Annotated in this window: 17 protein-coding genes; 13 read left to right on the top strand and 4 right to left on the bottom strand. The window is 60.9% G+C overall.

Going from position 1 to position 17,778, the window contains the following annotated elements:
- The first annotated feature begins 2 nt into the window (after positions 1-2).
- The 5 genes from cydB to WNE31_RS12420 all read left to right on the top strand — a co-directional run bounded on the left by cydB (position 3) and on the right by WNE31_RS12420 (position 7,503).
- Positions 3-1,166 carry a cytochrome d ubiquinol oxidase subunit II gene (gene cydB, locus WNE31_RS12440; protein ID WP_349980115.1) on the top strand — a complete coding sequence of 388 codons (1,164 nt, stop codon included), beginning with the start codon at positions 3-5 and terminating at the stop codon, positions 1,164-1,166.
- A 15-nt stretch (positions 1,167-1,181) separates the two neighbouring features.
- On the top strand, positions 1,182-1,295 hold the full coding sequence (gene cydX / locus WNE31_RS12435) for a cytochrome bd-I oxidase subunit CydX (RefSeq protein ID WP_349980114.1): 114 nt from the start codon (positions 1,182-1,184) through the stop codon (positions 1,293-1,295).
- 177 nt (positions 1,296-1,472) lie between these two features.
- Complete coding sequence (locus tag WNE31_RS12430) at positions 1,473-2,591, top strand: porin (protein WP_349980113.1); 1,119 nt, start codon at positions 1,473-1,475, stop codon at positions 2,589-2,591.
- A gap of 116 nt (positions 2,592-2,707) precedes the next feature.
- A complete protein-coding gene (locus WNE31_RS12425; protein WP_349980111.1) occupies positions 2,708-4,174 on the top strand; it encodes a Y-family DNA polymerase in 1,467 nt (488 codons plus the stop codon).
- Positions 4,171-7,503 (top strand): error-prone DNA polymerase, encoded by a 3,333-nt coding sequence (locus WNE31_RS12420; protein ID WP_349980109.1) that lies wholly within the window; start codon positions 4,171-4,173, stop codon positions 7,501-7,503. Before WNE31_RS12425 ends, WNE31_RS12420 begins: the two co-directional genes overlap by 4 nt.
- Here the strand turns inward: WNE31_RS12420 and WNE31_RS12415 are convergent.
- Positions 7,500-8,171 (bottom strand): GntR family transcriptional regulator, encoded by a 672-nt coding sequence (locus WNE31_RS12415; RefSeq protein ID WP_349980107.1) that lies wholly within the window; start codon positions 8,169-8,171, stop codon positions 7,500-7,502. The two genes, WNE31_RS12420 and WNE31_RS12415, sit on opposite strands and share 4 nt — an antisense overlap.
- Before the next feature lie 217 nt (positions 8,172-8,388).
- Between WNE31_RS12415 and phnC the strand changes: the two genes are divergently transcribed.
- The 5 genes from phnC (at position 8,389) to WNE31_RS12390 (ending at position 13,066) form a co-directional block, all read left to right on the top strand.
- A complete protein-coding gene (phnC, locus tag WNE31_RS12410; protein WP_349980106.1) occupies positions 8,389-9,183 on the top strand; it encodes a phosphonate ABC transporter ATP-binding protein in 795 nt (264 codons plus the stop codon).
- Positions 9,184-9,237: 54 nt separating this feature from the next.
- Positions 9,238-10,140, top strand: coding sequence for a phosphonate ABC transporter substrate-binding protein (gene phnD, locus WNE31_RS12405; protein WP_349980105.1), 903 nt, complete (start codon positions 9,238-9,240; stop codon positions 10,138-10,140).
- Between the two features lie 66 nt (positions 10,141-10,206).
- Positions 10,207-11,085 carry a phosphonate ABC transporter, permease protein PhnE gene (gene phnE / locus WNE31_RS12400; protein WP_349980104.1) on the top strand — a complete coding sequence of 293 codons (879 nt, stop codon included), beginning with the start codon at positions 10,207-10,209 and terminating at the stop codon, positions 11,083-11,085.
- A gap of 2 nt (positions 11,086-11,087) precedes the next feature.
- Complete coding sequence (gene phnE, locus WNE31_RS12395) at positions 11,088-12,404, top strand: phosphonate ABC transporter, permease protein PhnE (protein ID WP_463407433.1); 1,317 nt, start codon at positions 11,088-11,090, stop codon at positions 12,402-12,404.
- Between the two features lie 44 nt (positions 12,405-12,448).
- On the top strand, positions 12,449-13,066 hold the full coding sequence (locus WNE31_RS12390) for an LbetaH domain-containing protein (protein ID WP_349980102.1): 618 nt from the start codon (positions 12,449-12,451) through the stop codon (positions 13,064-13,066).
- A 4-nt stretch (positions 13,067-13,070) separates the two neighbouring features.
- On the opposite strand, the gene WNE31_RS12385 is transcribed toward WNE31_RS12390, so the two are convergent.
- From WNE31_RS12385 to phnF, 3 genes are all read right to left on the bottom strand, one after another.
- Complete coding sequence (locus WNE31_RS12385; protein ID WP_349980101.1) at positions 13,071-13,469, bottom strand: DUF1801 domain-containing protein; 399 nt, start codon at positions 13,467-13,469, stop codon at positions 13,071-13,073.
- Positions 13,470-13,522: 53 nt separating this feature from the next.
- Positions 13,523-14,704 (bottom strand): alpha-D-ribose 1-methylphosphonate 5-triphosphate diphosphatase, encoded by a 1,182-nt coding sequence (locus WNE31_RS12380; protein WP_349980100.1) that lies wholly within the window; start codon positions 14,702-14,704, stop codon positions 13,523-13,525.
- Between the two features lie 67 nt (positions 14,705-14,771).
- Entirely contained in the window at positions 14,772-15,518 is a 747-nt protein-coding gene (gene phnF / locus WNE31_RS12375; RefSeq protein ID WP_349980099.1) for a phosphonate metabolism transcriptional regulator PhnF, read from the bottom strand.
- Positions 15,519-15,620: 102 nt separating this feature from the next.
- Here phnF and phnG point away from each other — a divergent pair, with 102 nt between their 5' ends.
- From phnG to WNE31_RS12360, 3 genes are read left to right on the top strand one after another with little or no spacing between them, the layout of a single operon-like run.
- Positions 15,621-16,067 (top strand): phosphonate C-P lyase system protein PhnG, encoded by a 447-nt coding sequence (gene phnG / locus WNE31_RS12370; protein WP_349980098.1) that lies wholly within the window; start codon positions 15,621-15,623, stop codon positions 16,065-16,067.
- Positions 16,064-16,633: a phosphonate C-P lyase system protein PhnH gene (phnH, locus tag WNE31_RS12365; RefSeq protein ID WP_349980097.1), complete on the top strand. Its 570-nt coding sequence runs from the start codon at positions 16,064-16,066 to the stop codon at positions 16,631-16,633. The genes phnG and phnH overlap by 4 nt, the downstream gene beginning before the upstream one ends.
- Positions 16,633-17,721: a carbon-phosphorus lyase complex subunit gene (locus tag WNE31_RS12360; protein ID WP_349980096.1), complete on the top strand. Its 1,089-nt coding sequence runs from the start codon at positions 16,633-16,635 to the stop codon at positions 17,719-17,721. Before phnH ends, WNE31_RS12360 begins: the two co-directional genes overlap by 1 nt.
- Positions 17,722-17,778: the final 57 nt, after the last annotated feature.

Genomic DNA, 17,778 nt, shown 5'->3' with positions numbered 1-17,778 from the left:
CCATGATCCTGCACGAGTTACTTGATTTCGAAATCCTGCGCGTGATCTGGTGGGCGCTTCTGGGTGTTCTTCTGATCGGCTTCGCTCTGACAGACGGGTTTGACATGGGGGTCGGGACCCTGATCCCCTTTGTCGGAAAAACCGATGTAGAACGCCGCATCGCGATCAACACCATCGGCCCGGTTTGGGAAGGCAACCAGGTGTGGTTCATCCTTGGCGGTGGCGCGATTTTCGCGGCATGGCCCCCGCTTTACGCGGTCAGCTTCTCGGGCTTTTACCTTGCGATGTTCGTCGTGCTTGCGGCGCTGATCCTGCGTCCGGTGGCGTTCAAGTACCGGTCCAAGCGCGACAGCACCGCATGGCGCAATGGCTGGGACTGGGCCCTGTTCATTGGCGGTGCAGTGCCCGCGCTGATCTTTGGCGTGGCCGTGGGTAATGTCCTGCAGGGGGTTCCGTTCCACCTGACAGACAGCCTGATGCCGATGTATGAGGGCAGCTTTTATGGTAAATTCCTTGGCCTGCTGAACCCGTTCGCCCTTCTGGCCGGAGTCGTGTCGCTGTCCATGCTGGTTATGCACGGTGCCGCGTGGCTGAGCCTGAAGGCCGAAGATCCGGTCAAGGCGCGGGCGCGCGCCATTGGCACGGTGGCGGGCATGGTTGCCTTCGCAAGCTATGCCCTGGCGGGGCTGTGGCTTGCCGTCGGGGTCGACGGATATGCCATTGTCGGCAAGGTCGTGACCGATGGTCCCTCGAACCCGTTGTTCAGCGACGTGGTCAAGGGCGGTAGCTGGATGGCAGCGTATGCCGCGCGTCCGTGGATCGTAGTCGCCCCGCTGATGGGGTTTGTAGGGATCGCGCTGGCGGTGCTGGGGCTGCGGGCCGGACGTGAAGTGTCGACCCTGCTTTGGTCAAAAATGGGGATCACCGGCATTATCGCCTCGGTTGGTCTGACCATGTTCCCGTTCATCCTGCCATCCTCGAAAGACCCGAATGCGTCGCTGACGGTCTGGGACAGCTCGTCCTCTCATCTCACCCTGTTCGTGATGCTGATCTGCGCGCTGATCTTCATGCCGATCATTCTGGCCTACACGGCTTGGGTCTACAAAGTGCTCTGGGGCAAGGTCACTGAGGCCGACGTCACAGAGAACGCCCACAGCGTGTATTAACGAAAGGAACCTGACATGTGGTATTTCGCTTGGCTTTTGGGACTTCCGCTGGCGGCCATGTTCGCCGTTCTAAACGCAATGTGGCTCGAGATGCGCGAAGATGCGCGGCTGGCCGATGAAGACATCTGATCTGTCATAATTTGTGTCCCGTGACAGAGACTGGCGGGCGGGTTTTCCTGCCCGCCCTTTTTCGCGCAAAGCGTTGCATCGGTGCCCCAGTGTGGCGTTAACACGGTGGGCAGTCTGGCAGTGCCCTGCCACGGTTCCTATGCTCGCCCCGAGTCTTTCCTATGATGGTTCCTTATTATGACCCGACTTTCCAATCTTCTTGCCGCTGGTTTTTCTGCTTTGCTTGTCGCCGCGCCGGCCTTGGCACAGGACACAGAGCGCCGCTATCCTGACCAGGAGGCCGCAACAATCGACTTTTACGGCCTGCTGAATATTGCGGGTGTGGGGTATGACGATGGTGTCGACTCTTACTCCCACCTCGTTGACAACGGCCATGCACCCAGCCGGATCGGGATTTGGGTCCGGCAACCTTTCTATGGGGCCGCTCTGTCGTTCAACTTTGAAACTGCGCTGGGCCTGAAGCCCTCAAGCGGCGTGAACCAGGTTGCGTCCTTGGACAATTTCGACTGGGATCGCCGCAAGATTCGCAAGATCGAGTTTATCCTGAAAACTGAAAATGCCGGCACCTTCTATCTGGGGCAGGGCAGTGTTTCGACCGACGGTGCCGCGATGAGCGACCTGTCCGGCACGACAATTGCCCAAGGGTCCGGGATTGGCGACATGGCCGGGGCCTATCTTTTTCGCGATGGCACGGGGGCGCTGACCGCGCGCGCGGTCGGCACGACCATGCCGAACTTTGATGGCGGGCGCCGCGTGCGCCTGCGTTATGACACGCCTGCATTTGCCGGGTTCAGCCTCTCTGCCAGCTATGGCGAGGAAATGCTGGCCTTCAACGCTGACTTCAAAACATCCAACGCGGCGCTGCGCTATGCGAACACGGTAGGTGCATTCAAGATGAAGGGCGCCATCGGCTATGCCAAGATTGATCTGGCAGCGGGGGCCGAACGCCATGACACGATCGGATCGTTCAGCGTGTTGCATGACTCGGGGTGGAACGCGTCGGTATCGGCCGGGGACCGCCGGGAAAGCGGCGACTATGTCTATGGCAAGGTGGGCTATCGCGCGAATTGGTGGTCGCTGGGGGAAACGGCGCTGTCGCTTGATTACTACTCGGGTAATGACATGAGCATTGCCCCCAGTTCCAAATCTGAATCCCTTGGCCTTGCGATTGTGCAGAACGTGAAGAAGCACAATGTTCAGGTTTATGCCGCCTATCGCAATTACAGCCTGTCGGAACCGGGTGTGACCTATCAGGACGGATCGTCCTACATGGTGGGCGCCGCCTGGAAGTTCTGAGATCAACGCTCCGCAAGAAATTGCGGAGCGTTTTCTTTTGACCGTCCGAATGACTCGACTCTTGATATGTCCAAATCTATTTTGGAACAAATGGTGAACATTTAAAATCGAGACTCATGCAAAGACGGATCGTGTCATTGTGGTTCCCAAGGCTGTCTTCGGACCGGATGCAGCGGTTGCAGCCGGTCGAGGGCCCTTTCGTGCTGACCGAACGGCAAAGCAACGCCGAACGTGTCGCGTGTCTGAACACCGAGGCCGAGGCCAAGGGGCTGAGCCGTGGCATGGGGTTTTCGGATGCGCGCGCCTATTGCCCGGATGTGCGGTCCGCGCCCGTGGACCGCTTGCAGGACCAGAGGTTCCTTGCCGCGTTGTTGCGCTGGGCGCGCAAGTATTCGCCCTGGGTCGGGTTCGAAGGGGACAACGGGCTGGTTCTGGACATCACCGGTGTGGCGCATCTGTTCGGGGGCGAGGCAGGCATGCTGGCCGATATGCGCATGCGCTTGCTGCGGGCGCGGCTTGAGGTGCGGATCGGCCTTGCCGATACCCGCGGGGCGGCCTGGGCCTTGGCACGTTTCGGGGAAGGAGTTGCCCCAGAAGGCGACACAGGCGGGGCGCTTGCAGATTTGCCGGTCGCGGCACTGCGGCTGGACAGCAAGACATGTGTCGGGCTGGAACGACTGGGCATTCGCACGATTGCCGCGCTGCGCAATCTGCCCCGCGCCACGGTGACACGCCGGTTTGGCAATGACGCCCTGCTGCGGCTGGATCAGGCGTTGGGGGACCGGTCCGAGGAAATCACGCCCGAGGCCGAGGCGGCCCCGCTGGCCGTGCGGCTGACCTTTCCTGAACCGATCGGCCTCCGCGGGGATGTCATGGCCGGGGCCGGGCGGTTGTTGGAACAGCTCTGCCAGCGGCTGAAGGATCGTGATCTCGGGGTGCGGCGTCTGGAAGTGACTTTGCAGCGTGTGGATAAGGGCAGCCAGCAGGTCGAACTGCGCCTCGCGCGGCCCTTACGTGACGCGGCCACGATCCTGCCGCTGTTCGAGCGTGGCCTGTCCGAGGTCGATGCGGGGTTCGGCATTGACCTGATGCGGATGCAGGCGACTCAGATCGAGTCCATGCCCGCCCGCCAGCTTGGCCATATCCAGAGCCGCTCCAAGGATGGGCTAAGCGACCTGATCACCCGCCTTGGCAGCCGCATCGGGTTGGACAACATCCATCGCATGTTGCCCGCCGACAGCCACATTCCCGAACGCAGCTTCCTGATTGCGGCGGCCGCCTATAGCGACGGGGCCGGATCCTGGCCTGTGGCCCGTCCGCGTCCGGTGGTGCTGTTTCCGCCCGAGGGCGTGGCGGCCACAGGGCGGCGCCCGCCGCAGCATTTCAAATGGCGGCGCATGCGGCTGACGGCGGCGCAGGTTTCGGGGCCCGAACGCGTGGCACCGGAATGGTGGTTACCGGATGACAACTGGCGCACTGGCCTACGAGATTACTGGCGGGTTGAAACGCGGCAGGGGCGGCGGCTCTGGATGTATCATACGCCACAGGCCCCGGGCTGGTACGTGCAGGGGGAATTCGCATGAGACCCGAGCGGATGGGCGGATATGCCGAACTGTGCGTGACCTCGAATTTTACCTTTCTGACAGGGGCCTCGCACCCCGAGGAACTGGTGACACGGGCAGCCGAGCTTGACCTCGAGGCGATTGCCATCACGGATCGCAACACGTTGGCGGGGGTGGTGCGGGCCTATTCCGCACTCAAGGCGCTGCAACGCGAGGCGGACGAGGCCATCGAAATCCGCTCGCAGCATCAGGCGGACAGCTGTTCACGGCAGGCGGTTGGCACGTCCGAGCCGATTGCGCGCCCCGAGGTGCGACGCCTGCCGCGGTTGATCGTAGGCTGCCGCCTTGTCCTGCAGGACAGCGCGGTCGAATGGCTGGCGCTGCCCACGGACCGCGCGGCCTATGCGCGGCTGAGCCGGCTGCTGACCTTGGGCAAGCGGCGCGCCGAAAAGGGGGCTTGTGTGCTGGGGATGCAGGATATGATCGCAGGATGTGCCGGCATGGTGCTGGTGGCGTTGCCGCCGGATACGGGTCGGGACAGCATGGTCCAGATCCGCAAGCTGGCACAGGTTTATCCCGGCAATGTGTTCCTGGGCGCCGCGCCGCGCTATGACGGGGCGGATCAGGCATGGTTCACGGCCTGTGCGACGCTGGCGCGGCGGGTGGCGGCGCCCATGGTTGCGGTTGGGGACGTGCTCATGCATCGCGCCAGCCGCCGGCAACTGGCCGATGTGCTGACCTGCATGCGCCACCACGTGACAATTGACGAGATCGGCACCCGCGCCCTGCCCAATGCCGAACGCCGCCTCAAGGGGCATGCGGATATCGCGCGCATGTTCCGCAACCATCCGGCCGCGCTGCGCCGCGCCAGTGAGATCGCCGTGCGCTGCACCTTTTGCCTGAGCGAACTGTCCTATGAATACCCGGACGAAAGCGGCGGGGGAGAGGCGCCGCAGGCCCGGCTTGAAAGGCTGTGTGAAGAGGGGCTGCAGCGCCGCTGCCCCGACGGGGTGCCCGTACATTACCGGCAACTGGCCGAGAAAGAACTGACCATGGTCGCCGAACTGGGCTTTGCCGCCTATTTCCTGACCGTGCATGACATCGTGCAATTTGCCCGCAGCCAGAACATCCTGTGCCAGGGGCGCGGGTCGGCGGCCAATTCGATCCTGTGTTATGCGCTGGGCATCACGGATGTCAGCCCCGACCACATCACCATGGTGTTCGAACGGTTCGTGTCGCGCTATCGCGGAGAGCCGCCGGATATTGACGTGGATTTCGAACATGAACGCCGCGAAGAGGTGATCCAGCATATTTACGAAAAATACGGCCGTCACCGCGCGGGGTTGTGTGCAACGGTGATCCATTTCCGGTCGCGCGCCGCGATCCGCGAGGTGGGCAAGGTGATGGGCCTGTCGCAGGATGTCACAGCCAGCCTGTCCGGCCAGATCTGGGGCATGTCCAGCCAGGGGGCCGATCCTGACCGGATGCGCGAAATCGGGTTGGACACCAGCGACCCGCGCCTGGCTCAGACCGTGCGCCTGATCCGCGAGATTGTCGGCTTTCCCCGCCACCTGTCGCAGCATGTGGGCGGCTTCATCATCACCAAGGGGCGGCTGGATGAACTCTGCCCGATCGAGAACGCCGCGATGGAGGACCGGACGGTCATCGAGTGGGACAAGGACGACATTGATGCGCTGGGCATTCTCAAGGTGGATGTCCTCAGCCTTGGGATGCTGACCTGCATTCACAAGGCGTTTGACCTGATCTCTGAATTCAACGGCGCGGACTACACCATTGCCACCGTTCCGCAGGAGGACAAGGCGACCTATGACATGCTGTGCGTGGCCGACGCGGTGGGCGTGTTCCAGGTGGAAAGCCGGGCGCAGATGAATTTCCTGCCGCGCATGAAGCCGCGGGAATATTACGATCTCGTGGTCGAGGTCGCGATTGTCCGGCCCGGGCCGATCCAAGGCGGCATGGTGCATCCTTACATCCGGCGCCGGCAGGGCAAGGAACCGGTGTCGTTCCCATCCGAAGACCTGCGCAATGTGTTGGGCAAAACGCTGGGCGTGCCCCTGTTTCAGGAACAGGCGATGCAGATTGCCGTGGTTGCGGCGGGGTTCACTGCGGAAGAGGCAGACCGGTTGCGCCGGTCGCTGGCGACCTTCCGGCGTATGGGCACGATCGGGACCTTCCGCGACCGCTTTGTCGGTGGCATGCTCGAGCGCGGTTATGAGCCGGCCTTTGCCGAGCAGTGTTTCAGCCAGATCGAAGGGTTTGGCGAATATGGCTTCCCCGAGAGCCATGCCGCCGCTTTTGCGATGCTGGTCTATGTGTCCGCTTGGCTGAAGCGGCACCACCCGGCGGCCTTTGCCTGCGCGCTTTTGAATGCTCAGCCGATGGGGTTCTATGCGCCGGCCCAGATCGTACGCGACGCGCGCGAGCACAATGTCGAGGTGCGCCCCGTCTGCGTGAACCACAGCACATGGGACAACAGGCTTGAACGGCGCGTGGACGGGGCGCTGGCGCTGCGGTTGGGGTTCCGGCAGATCAAGGGCTTCCGTCAGGAAGATGCCGACTGGATCGTGGCGGCGCGCGGCAACGGCTATCCCGACCCCGAGAGCCTCTGGATACGGGCAGGCGTGGCACCGCCGGTTCTGGAACGGCTGGCCGAAGCTGACGCCTTTCAGGGCATCGGGCTGACCCGGCGGGCGGCGCTGTGGCAGGTGAAGGCCGTGAAAGGCAAGGCTCCGCTGCCCCTGTTCAACGACCCAATAGAAGGCGAGGGCATCCGGGAGCCCTCGGTGAATTTGCCGGTGATGAACCTCGGTGAAGAGGTGGTCGAGGATTACGTTACGCTGCGCATGTCGCTCAAGGCGCATCCGATGGAATTGCTGCGACCGATGATGCAGGGGCTGACGATCCATTCTGATTTGGCCGAGGCGCCGCTGGGGCAGGTCTCGGTATGCGGTCTGGTGATCACGCGGCAACGTCCGGGTACGGCATCGGGGGTGATTTTCCTGACGCTCGAGGATGAAAGCGGGGTGAGCAATGTCGTGGTCTGGCCGAAGATGTACGAAAAATACCGGCGCACGGTGATGGGCGGACGACTGTTACGGGTGACAGGGTATCTTCAGCGGGAAGGGATCGTCGTGCACCTGATCGCGCAAAAGATTGAAGACATGTCACATCTTCTGGCCGAACTGGGGCACCCGATGGATGACGCGGTGGGGATCACGCAGCCCCAGGCCGATGACGCCCCGCGCCCCCGCGTGGCCCGACAGCCACCATCTGTGCGCCATCCCCGGGAACAGGCCAAGCGTCTGTTTCCCAGTCGGGATTTTCACTAAAGCTCGGTCAGGGACTGTGCCGCGATGATTTCCATGACCTCGCGACCTTCGCGTTTGCGATGCTGGCGCAGCTCGCGCCGTGCGCCATTGGCATTGCCCGCAGCCAGTTCAGCCAAAAGCGTCTGGTGGTCCTCGGTCGCGCGCTGCATCTGGTCGCGATAGGGCAGCGTTGTCAAAAGAACCCGGTGCACATGGTCCAGCAAGGGTGACACCATGTGGTGCAGACGCGGGTTCGTCTGAAGCGACAGGATTTCCTGATGAAACAGGTCATCTGCCGCCAGCCAGCCCTGCGGATCCTGCCGATCCAGTGCTTGGGCCATATCCCCGACATATCCCGAAAGCGCCGAGAGGGTTTCAGTATCCGGCGCTGCATCGGCAAGGGATACCGCCGCTTCCGGTTCCAGTGCACTCAGCACGTCATAAAGTCTCTGAACCTCGGACGGAGTCAAAGCAATCACCAACGGCCCGTGGCGGGGGACAAGGCGGACAAGGCCATCTGCCTGCAACCGGATCAGGGCCTCGCGCACGGGCGTGCGGCTCATCCCGAGGCGCGTGGCGATTTCGGGTTCGGGGGCCTGGAACCCGGGGGCAAGCCGGTTTTCACGGATATCCGTGCGCAGGCGGCGATAGGCCGAAGCAACAAGCGTGGATTTCTGATTTGCGGTCATGAAGTCTTTGGAGGTCTGCGTCTTTCACTATGTATGCATTGTAACATGCCTGCGCGCCGAGACAAGAAGAGCCCTTGATTTTCATGGGAAAAAAGAAATTGACGCGCCCAAAGATGACAAATCTGTAAAGATCGGATTTACAAATTCTTCACTAATTTGACAAATACCCGACTCCAATCCGGCCTACTCCCCGCCGAAGAACTTGCGGGGAAAGACTGTGCTGCACATCGAAAAACTGACTAAGGCTTTTGGCCCGAATATCGCCGTGGACAATGCGACGATCGAAGTCTCTGAACCGGCCATGATCGGTATTATCGGGCGTTCGGGTGCGGGCAAATCCACCCTTTTACGGATGCTCAACCGCTTGAGTGATGCCACCAGCGGCAAGATCGCCTTTGAAGGTCGCGACATCACTGCCCTGACTGGTGCTGACAAGCGCCGCTGGCAGTCGGAATGCGCGATGATATTCCAGCAATTCAATCTCGTGCCGCGCATGGATGTAGTGTCGAACGTGTTGCATGGCACGCTCAACCGCCGCTCTACCCTGGCAACCGTGTTCAACCTGTTCCCGTCCGAAGACATCCACCGTGCGATTGATATCCTGGACCGTCTGGGTATTGCCGAACACGGCCCCAAACGCGCCGAGGCGCTGTCCGGCGGGCAGCAACAGCGCGTCGCCATCGCCCGCGCGCTGATGCAGGATCCCCGCATCATTCTTGCCGACGAACCGATTGCCTCGCTTGACCCGATGAATGCGCAGGTCGTCATGCAATCGCTGCGCCGTATTCACGAGGAAGACGGCCGCATGGTCATCGCGAACCTGCACACGCTGGATACCGCGCGCCGCTATTGCGACCGCGTGATCGGGATGCGCGACGGACGGATCGTGTTTGATGGCACCCCGGAACAACTGACCACCGGCGTCGCGCGCGACATCTATGGCGCCGATGACAGCTTTAACGAGGCCTATACCTCGACTGAGATCCGGACGCTCGAAAGCGTTCCGGCCTGAGTTTCATCTGCCCCGTCCAGTCACGGCGGGGCTTAAACCAACTGGAGAGAGAAGATGAAAAAACTGATTGCTGCCGCACTGGCCACCACCGCCCTGACCGCGCCTGCCATGGCCGAAGAGATCAAGGAATTCCGCATCGGAATCCTTGGCGGTGAAAACGCCCAAGACCGTCTGAACAATAACGAATGCCTGCGTGCCAAAACCGAAGACCTGCTGGGTGTGGAAACCAAGCTGTTCGCACCGGCCGATTATAACGGTGTGATCCAGGGCTTGCTGGGCGGCACCATCGACATGGCATGGTTGGGCGCGTCAGGCTACGCAAAGACCTATCTGTCGGACCCGGAAGCGGTTGAGCCGATCCTCGTCAAGGTCAACACAGACGGCGGCTATGGCTATTACTCGGTCGGGTTCGCACGTAAGGACAGCGGCATTGCATCGCTGGCCGACATGAAAGGCAAGGTTTTCGGGTTTGGTGATCCGAACTCGACCTCGGGCTTTCTGATCCCCTCGATCGAAATCCCGCAGGCCACCGGCGCGAGCATGACCTCGGGTGACTACTTTGGCGAGGTCAAGTTCACCGGCGGTCACGAGCAAACCATCGTAGCCGTGAACAACGGTGACGTGGACGGCGGCGTGACCTGGGCCGATGGCCTGGGTGCCTGGGAAGACGGCTACAACTCGGGCGCGCTGCGCCGCGCGGTTGATGCCGGACTGGTCGACATGAACGACCTCGTGCAGATCTGGCAGTCCAAGCCGATCCCAGAAGGCCCCGTTGTTCTGCGCAAGGCGCTTCCGGAAGACGTGAAAGTCAAAATGACCGGCCTGATGGCATCGCTGAAGTCGATGGACGACGAATGCTTCTACGGTGTGGCCGCAGGCGAGGCAAAAGGTTTCATGCCGATCACCCACGACGCGTATGAAGTCATCATCGAAGCGCGCAAGCTGAAATCCAACTAAGCCATTTTCATATGACGACACAGGCCCCGCCGCGCGCGGGGTCTGCATTTTCCAAGCGAGGGTTTCATGGCGGAACTGACGGGTGATATCGACCACATGCGCGCCGACTATATGGCGCAGGTGCGGCGCAAGCGGCTGCTGGACGGCATCCTGCTGATTGTCTTTGTCGCGCTAATGGTGTCGGGTTTCATGATTGCCGACGACCGGAACGCGGGCGGTTTCTGGGACGGTTTTCACCGGTTCTTCGATTTCCCCAAAGAAGTGCTGGGGGAAGCAGCTGAAAAGGCCGCAGAACTTCCTTCGCATCTTGTGAAGTTCTTCCCCTCGCTGATTGAGACGATCAACATCGCTGGGGCCTCGACGCTGATCGGTGCGATGCTGGCGATGGGGCTGTCTTTGCTGTCCACGCGCGGGTTGGCCCGCTGGCCGCGCTTGATTCCCGTGTTCCGCCGTTTGATGGACATCATGCGCGCGATCCCCGAGATCGTGATTGCGCTGGTCCTGATCTTTGTGATGGGTGGCGGGCCCGTACCTGCGATGGTCGCCATTGCGTTCCACACGGCGGGGGCACTTGGCAAGCTTTTCTCTGAGGTGAATGAGAACGTCTCGCTCAAACCCGTCGAGGGCCTGCAATCTGTCGGTGCAAGCTGGTTCCAGCGCATGTGGATCGGTGTCATTCCGCAGGTTGCGCCGAACTACCTCAGCTATGCCTTGCTGCGCTTTGAAATCAACATCCGCGCCTCGGCGATCCTTGGCTTCGTGGGGGCCGGCGGCATCGGCTATGAACTCAAGAACGCGATGAGCTGGGGCAAAGGGCAATATGACGAGGCCGCTGCGATTTTCCTGCTGCTGTTCCTGTCGATTGTCGTGGTGGACCAGTTTTCGAGCCACGTTCGTGACCGCCTGACACATGGCAAGAAAATCAAGATGAAGGTGACGGCATGACCATGACCGCGACCGATACCGACCTGCTCAAACTTCAGGCCGACCAGATTTTTTCACGTAAGCGGATGGTCTCGTTCGGGCTGCCGCTGCTGGTCCTGGCCTACCTGACCTATATCTTCTTTTCCTTTGACGTGCCGGGGCTGGCAAAGCGTTTCGAGATTGACAACGCCCGCGCGCTGGTGGCCGACAGCTATAGCTACAAGACCCATGTCAGCCGCGACAACCGTTCGGGCGAGGTCAGCGCCGCCATCGAGGGCGAACGCAAGGGCGCTTATCCCGCCGGCACCGCGCCAGAATGGGTGCGCTTGGGCGATGAGACCGTGATTGATCTTGGCGGTGGCCATGTTGTCACCTTCGGCGCGGAAAATTTCGTGTCCTATGACATTCCGGGCTATGGCCTGATCACGGCACAGCCAAGCCGCGGCAAGGGTGTTCAGGCCCAATTGCCCGGGGGTGATGTGCCAGACTGGATCAACCTCTCAAAGAACCGCCTCACCGTGACGACGGACGAGGGACGCCTGACCGTGACCCGCAACCGGACCGAAGTGTTTCGCTATTTCATGGGGTGGGAGTTGTTCTTCTTCACGCTGGACAGTCCCTATCACGGGATGGGCCTTTCCGAGGTCATGAGCCGCGCCCTTGGCGGAGAAGCCGCGGATATCTGGAGCGATTTCTGGAACAACAAGATGTGGCGGCACGCCGATGTGGCCTGGGCAATTTTCGAGACCATCTTGATGGCTTTCCTCGGCACGATGGGGGCCGCGCTGGTGGCCTTGCCGCTTGCCTTCCTTGCGGCCAAGAACTTTTCGCCCTTCATGGCAGTGCGGCAGGTGACCCGTCGTTTCTTTGACTTCTGCCGCGGCGTTGATGCCCTGATCTGGACCATTGTCCTGTCCCGCGCGTTTGGCCCAGGTCCCCTGACCGGTGCCCTCGCGATCCTGATCACGGACACGGGCAGCTTTGGCAAGATGTTCTCGGAGGCGCTGGAAAACGTTGACGAGAAACAGATCGAAGGGGTCCAGTCCACCGGGGCGAACCCGATCCAGCGCTATCGCTTTGGGGTGATCCCCCAAGTGACGCCGGTTCTCCTCAGCCAGATCCTCTATTTCCTTGAATCCAACACCCGAAGCGCGACCATCATCGGCGCGATCACCGGGGGCGGGATCGGTCTGTTGCTGACGCAGGCCATGATCACGCAGAAAGACTGGGAAGAGGTGGCTTACTACATCGTCCTGATCGTATTGATGGTGATGGCGATGGATTGGTTCTCGGGTTGGCTGCGCCGCCGACTGATCTCCGGCAATGAAAGCGGCCACTAACCTTCTGCGCAGGGTTTGGCACCAGCATGGTTCAAGAGGCAGACATGGCCCGACTGAAAGAAGACACCCCGTTCATTCACCCCGATTGCGAGTTGCACAATGCTACCTTCGGGCGCTTTGTCGAGATCGGCAAGGGAACGCGCATCGTCAACAGCCATTTCGGGGATTATTCCTATTGTGACCGGATGGCGGATATCGCCAATGCCGAGATCGGCAAGTTTTCCAATATCGCCGCAACCGTGCGGATCGGGGCCACAGATCATCCGATGGCAAATGCCAGCCTTCACCATTTCCTGTACCGGTCGTCCGATTATTGGGACGATGCAGGAGTGGATAACGCCTTTTTCGAACACCGCGCGTCTCGCAGGGCGTTTATCGGGCACGACACCTGGATCGGGCACAATGCCATGATCAAGCCCGAGGTGACGGTCGGGCATGGTGCGATCGTTGCATCCGGGGCCATCGTGACGAAAGATGTCCCGCCCTACATGATCGTGGCGGGCGTGCCAGCTGTGCCGATGCGTGCCCGGTTCGCTGATGATGTCGCCGAGCGTTTGCTGTCCTTGGCGTGGTGGGATTGGGAACACGCCCAGCTGCGCGCCGCGCTGGAAGATTTTCGCACGTTGTCGGCCGAGGCTTTCCTTGAAAAATACGGCGGCTGATCCGTTACCTTTTCAGGTGATAGGTCAGAGCATTCCCGACAAAGAGGTTTATGCGTTCATCTGGTACGGCCCCTTCTGAAAAAAGGATGGCGCGGTTTCCTTCGTACTGAAGGTCGGGAAAGGCGGTTGCGAAATCGCCGATCAAAGAGGTCTGGCAGTGGACATACAAACCAAAGCCTCCCGTTTTTGGAAGGCCAAGACGCAGTGTCGTGCCCACGCGGGGCCGTTTCGGCAGATAGGCCGGTTGTGCCCATTTCAGCGTTTCTTCAACGCCGCCGGTTTCTTCGATCTCGGTGGCAACCGCAAATATCGTGTCGCGCAAGTCGAGTAGCCCTGCCCTGAGAGGTTCGGGAGCGGTTTCGTAGAAAGCTTGGACCTGCGGGTCAAGTGAAGGGGCGGGCATCTGGTGTCCTTGTTCTGCGACACCCAGCCTACACCCAGTTTGGAACCGTGCAACTACTCTGCGGCCATCGGTAACGCGTCGCTTGACTGGCAGAACCGGTGTGCGGCCTCGCCCACAAGATGGGTGATCCGCCCACCTGCGATGGTGCCCTCGATCGCGCGCGTTTCTGCGTTGATAATGGTAAGATCGGCCCGTTTTCCAAAGTCGAGCGCCCCGCGATCGGCAAGCCCCATAATCCGTGCAGGGTTTGTCGAGATCATGTCCCAGGCCCTCGGCAAAGACAGAATGCCCTCATCCGCCAGCCTGAACGCGGCCTGCGCCAGCGCGGGATAATAATAATCGGACACTAGCGCGTCGCAAATCCCGGCCTCGATCAACTCGACCGCGGCCACGTTGCCCGATTGAGAGCCACCCCGCACCACATTGGGGGCGCCCATCAAAACATGGTCACCCACGGCCTTAGCTAGGGCCGCAGCTGGTCGAGCGGTGGGAAACTCGCAGATCCGTGCCCCGATCATTGAGAACCTTTCGCGTGTGTCGCCGTCCGGATCATCATGAGAGCCGTAGCGCACCCCCATTTGGTCGAACCGTTCGGCCAGATTGCAGAGATAGCGCGGGACACGCGGGGTCTGTTTTTGGGCATCATGGACAAGTCGCATGTGCTGTTCCGGCGTACGCCCGGCTTTTTGGGCCCAGAGCGTGATTTCCTCGGGGCGCAGGCGGGCCAGTTGCAACGCCTCGTCCAGATGGTTGTTGAAGACAACATAGTCGATGTTGTGCCGTTCAACGGCGGCGAGCAGTTGCGCTGCGGTATCCACCGTATGCGTCTCGCACCGGATCTGGATGCGCAGGTCCGTTTGGGCCAGCGGCTTGTAGTGATCCATCTTGGTCAACAGCGTTTCGGCATAATCCGGGCCTCGGTGGCCACCTTCCCAGCTCCAGCTTTGGGCAAGCCATGCGGTTGTCACACCGTGCGCTGCGGCATCCCGATCCGTGGCGCGCAAGCCGGTTTCGATCGGGAACGAGGCGCTTGCCCGCGGGGCGATGTGGCGCTCAAACGCGTCGCCATGCATGTCGATGATCCCCGGCATCAGCAAATAGCCGGCCAGGTCAACGCTTGGCAAAGGGCCTTTTGAGATACGCCCCCGTTCAACCACGAGAGAACGCTTCTGCATCTCGCCGTCTCGCAGGACGGTGGCACCGGTCAGGCGCAGGGAAAGGGCAATTCTGGACATCGGAAACTGTTCGATAAGAGCGAATTGCCCACTTCCTAAGTGATTTGTATGTCGCATACGTGACAGTTCAGAGTACTTCTGAGCCCCCGGTCACATCATCGGTCAGCGTCAGGGTCACCCGGTCGCCGGCAAACCACGTGGTTCCATACTCGACCGGATGGTTTTGAGGGTCCACGTTGATCCCAACCGAGCGCAGGATCGGATCGCCTTCCCGCAGACGCAGGTGCAGGGCTTGCGTCGGATCTGCGCGTTTCGCGGTGAGCCGCGTTGATGCGCGGGTGTAATCCGCAACACCACAAGCCCGAAGCGCCGCCGTGACAGAGTGCTGTGCACGGATTTCATCCAACAATGTCGGGAATCTTTCCGCAGGAAAGACCGATCGAAATAAAGCCAGCGGCTGACCGTCGCCTAACGATAAACCATTACACACATGCACAGCCTTGCCCTGTTCCAAGCCCAGCGCATCGGCCTCCCGCGCATCTGAGGCGCGAGTTTCACACGACAGGATCTCCTTGCCCGGCAGTCGCCCGGATTTGCGCAAATTGGCATGGAACCGCACTCGTCTGCCGATGGGGTAATCGGTGGGCGTCTGGGCGACAAATACCCCTGCGCCGCGCCGCGCATGAACCAGCCCGTTTTCGGCCATATCCTTAAGGGCGTGCCGCACCGTATGTCGATTGACGCCGAACCGCGCTGACAGTTCGGCCTCGGTCGGCAGCTTGTCTCCGGGGCCATAACGGCCCTTGGCAATGTCTTCTGTCAGAGTTTGTGCAATGGCTTGCCAGACGGGTGTCTTTCTTTGTGCTGAGGTCACGTCACGAAACTTTCACGAAATACAGGATTGTCCGACTCGGGGCGCAAATGTATTGATTTGTCTAGTTGTATAGTATTTTAGATAAATCGGCAAGGTGTCTAGATGACCGTAGAAATCACACGCCGCGACTGGATGAGCCTATTGGCCAAAGCGCCGGCAACCACCCTGCAGAGCCTCTGGCAAGCCACCGGCATGGCGCCGGGCTACACGTGGCTTCGCACGCCTGAAGTCGGGGCAGCCATGGTGCGGGGCCGCATGGGGGGCACGGGGGCCCCGTTCAATCTTGGCGAAATGACGGTGACCCGCTGTTCGCTGCAATTGGACAGTGGTGAGATCGGACATGCCTATGTGCAGGGGCGGGATAAGGACAAGGCGACCACAGCCGCCCTGATTGACGCCCTTATGCAGGGACCAAGTGCCGACCACCTGCGTGCCACCCTGATCGCGCGCCTGACGGCCGAGATCGGCGCAATGAAGTCGAAGCGCGCCGCCAAAGCCGCGGCGACAAAAGTTGAATTCTTCACTATGGTACGCGGAGAGGACCAATGAACGCGGATATCCTGAAGGGCGGTTTCACGGATGCCCCCATTGAGGCGGCCTTTGCATTCCGTCAAATCATGAACGTGATGGCAAAGCCCGGCGAAATTCGTGACCTGTCCGGCGCTGTACCTCCGGTACCCCTTTCGATTGCGGCGGGTATTGTTCTGTTGACGCTTTGTGATCCAGAAACGCCGATCCATCTGGCCGGAGAGGTTGACTGCAAGGCTGTACGCGACTGGATCGCCTTTCATATCGGGGCGCCTGTCACCCACAAGCCGGACGCGATATTTGCGATCGGGTCCTGGCAGGCCCTGCTTCCGCTCGCCGATTTCCCGATTGGCACGCCGGAGTATCCGGACCGGTCAGCCACACTGATCGTGGAATGCGAGCGGCTTGCGCCTGAGGGGGCGGTGCTGCGTGGACCGGGGATCAAGGAACACTCCGCGCTGTCACTGCCCGACACGCAAGCATTTCAGGAAAACGCAAGTCTGTTTCCGCTTGGGCTGGACTTCTTCTTTACCGCGGGGGCGCAGGTCGCAGCTTTGCCGCGCACAACCCAAGTGGAGGCAAACTGATGTATGTTGCGGTCAAAGGTGGCGAACGCGCCATTGAAAACGCCCACGCGTGGCTGGCCGAGGAACGCCGCGGAGACCTCAACGTTGCAGAGCTATCCGTGGCGCAGATCCGCGAACAACTGTCTCTTGCCGTCAATCGCGTCATGGCTGAAGGGTCGCTTTATGATCCCGATCTTGCTGCGCTTGCCATTAAACAGGCGCGCGGAGATATGATTGAGGCGATCTTTCTGATCCGGGCTTACCGCACCACCTTGCCGCGTTTTGGATATTCCAACCCGGTCGATACCGGCGTAATGGCCTGTGATCGCCGCATTTCCGCGACCTTCAAAGAGGCACCGGGCGGGCAGGTGTTGGGGCCGACCTTCGACTATACGCACCGCCTTTTGGATTTTGCCTTGGCCGCGGAAGGCGAGGTAGCAGAGGTGCCCGAAGGGATCGCAAGGCAAGAGCCGACACCGCATATCACCGAGTTCCTGAACCGCGAGGGATTGATCCAGACCGAAGCGGCGAGTGATGACACGCCCGGCGACCTGACCCGCGAACCCCTTGAACTGCCTGCGGATCGCGCCTTGCGGCTTCAGTCGCTGTCGCGTGCGGATGAGGGGTTCGTTCTGGGCATGGCCTATTCCACCCAGCGCGGTTACGCGCGCAACCACGCCTTTGTCGGCGAGTTGCGGATCGGCAAGGTGGACGTGGAAATGGACATTCCCGAACTGGGCTTCGCGATCGAGATCGGTGAAATCGAAATTACCGAATGCGAAACGGTCAACCAGTTCACGGGTTCGAAAACGGAACCGCCCCAGTTCACCCGCGGCTATGGTCTGGTCTTCGGCCATTCCGAGCGCAAGTCAATCTCGATGGCGCTGGTGGATCGTACCCTGCGCTGGAAAGAGCTTGGAGAAGACAACCTTGGCGCGCCCGCACAGGATGAGGAATTCGTGCTCAGCCATTCCGACAACATTCAGGCCACAGGGTTTCTCGAACACATCAAGCTGCCGCACTACGTGGATTTCCAATCCGAACTGGAGTTGATCCGCAAGCTGCGGCGCGAGTCGATGTTGTCGCAACAGAAGGAGGCCGCGAAATGACCACGGCCTCGCTTTCACCCGATTTGTTGGGGCGTGACTTATTCGTCGCGCGATGCG

The sequence above is a fragment of the Shimia fortis genome (genome assembly GCF_040225985.1).
Classification (GTDB): domain Bacteria; phylum Pseudomonadota; class Alphaproteobacteria; order Rhodobacterales; family Rhodobacteraceae; genus Shimia.
Note: the sequence above shows the minus strand (reverse complement) of the source record. Positions and strands in the feature narration are given on the sequence as shown.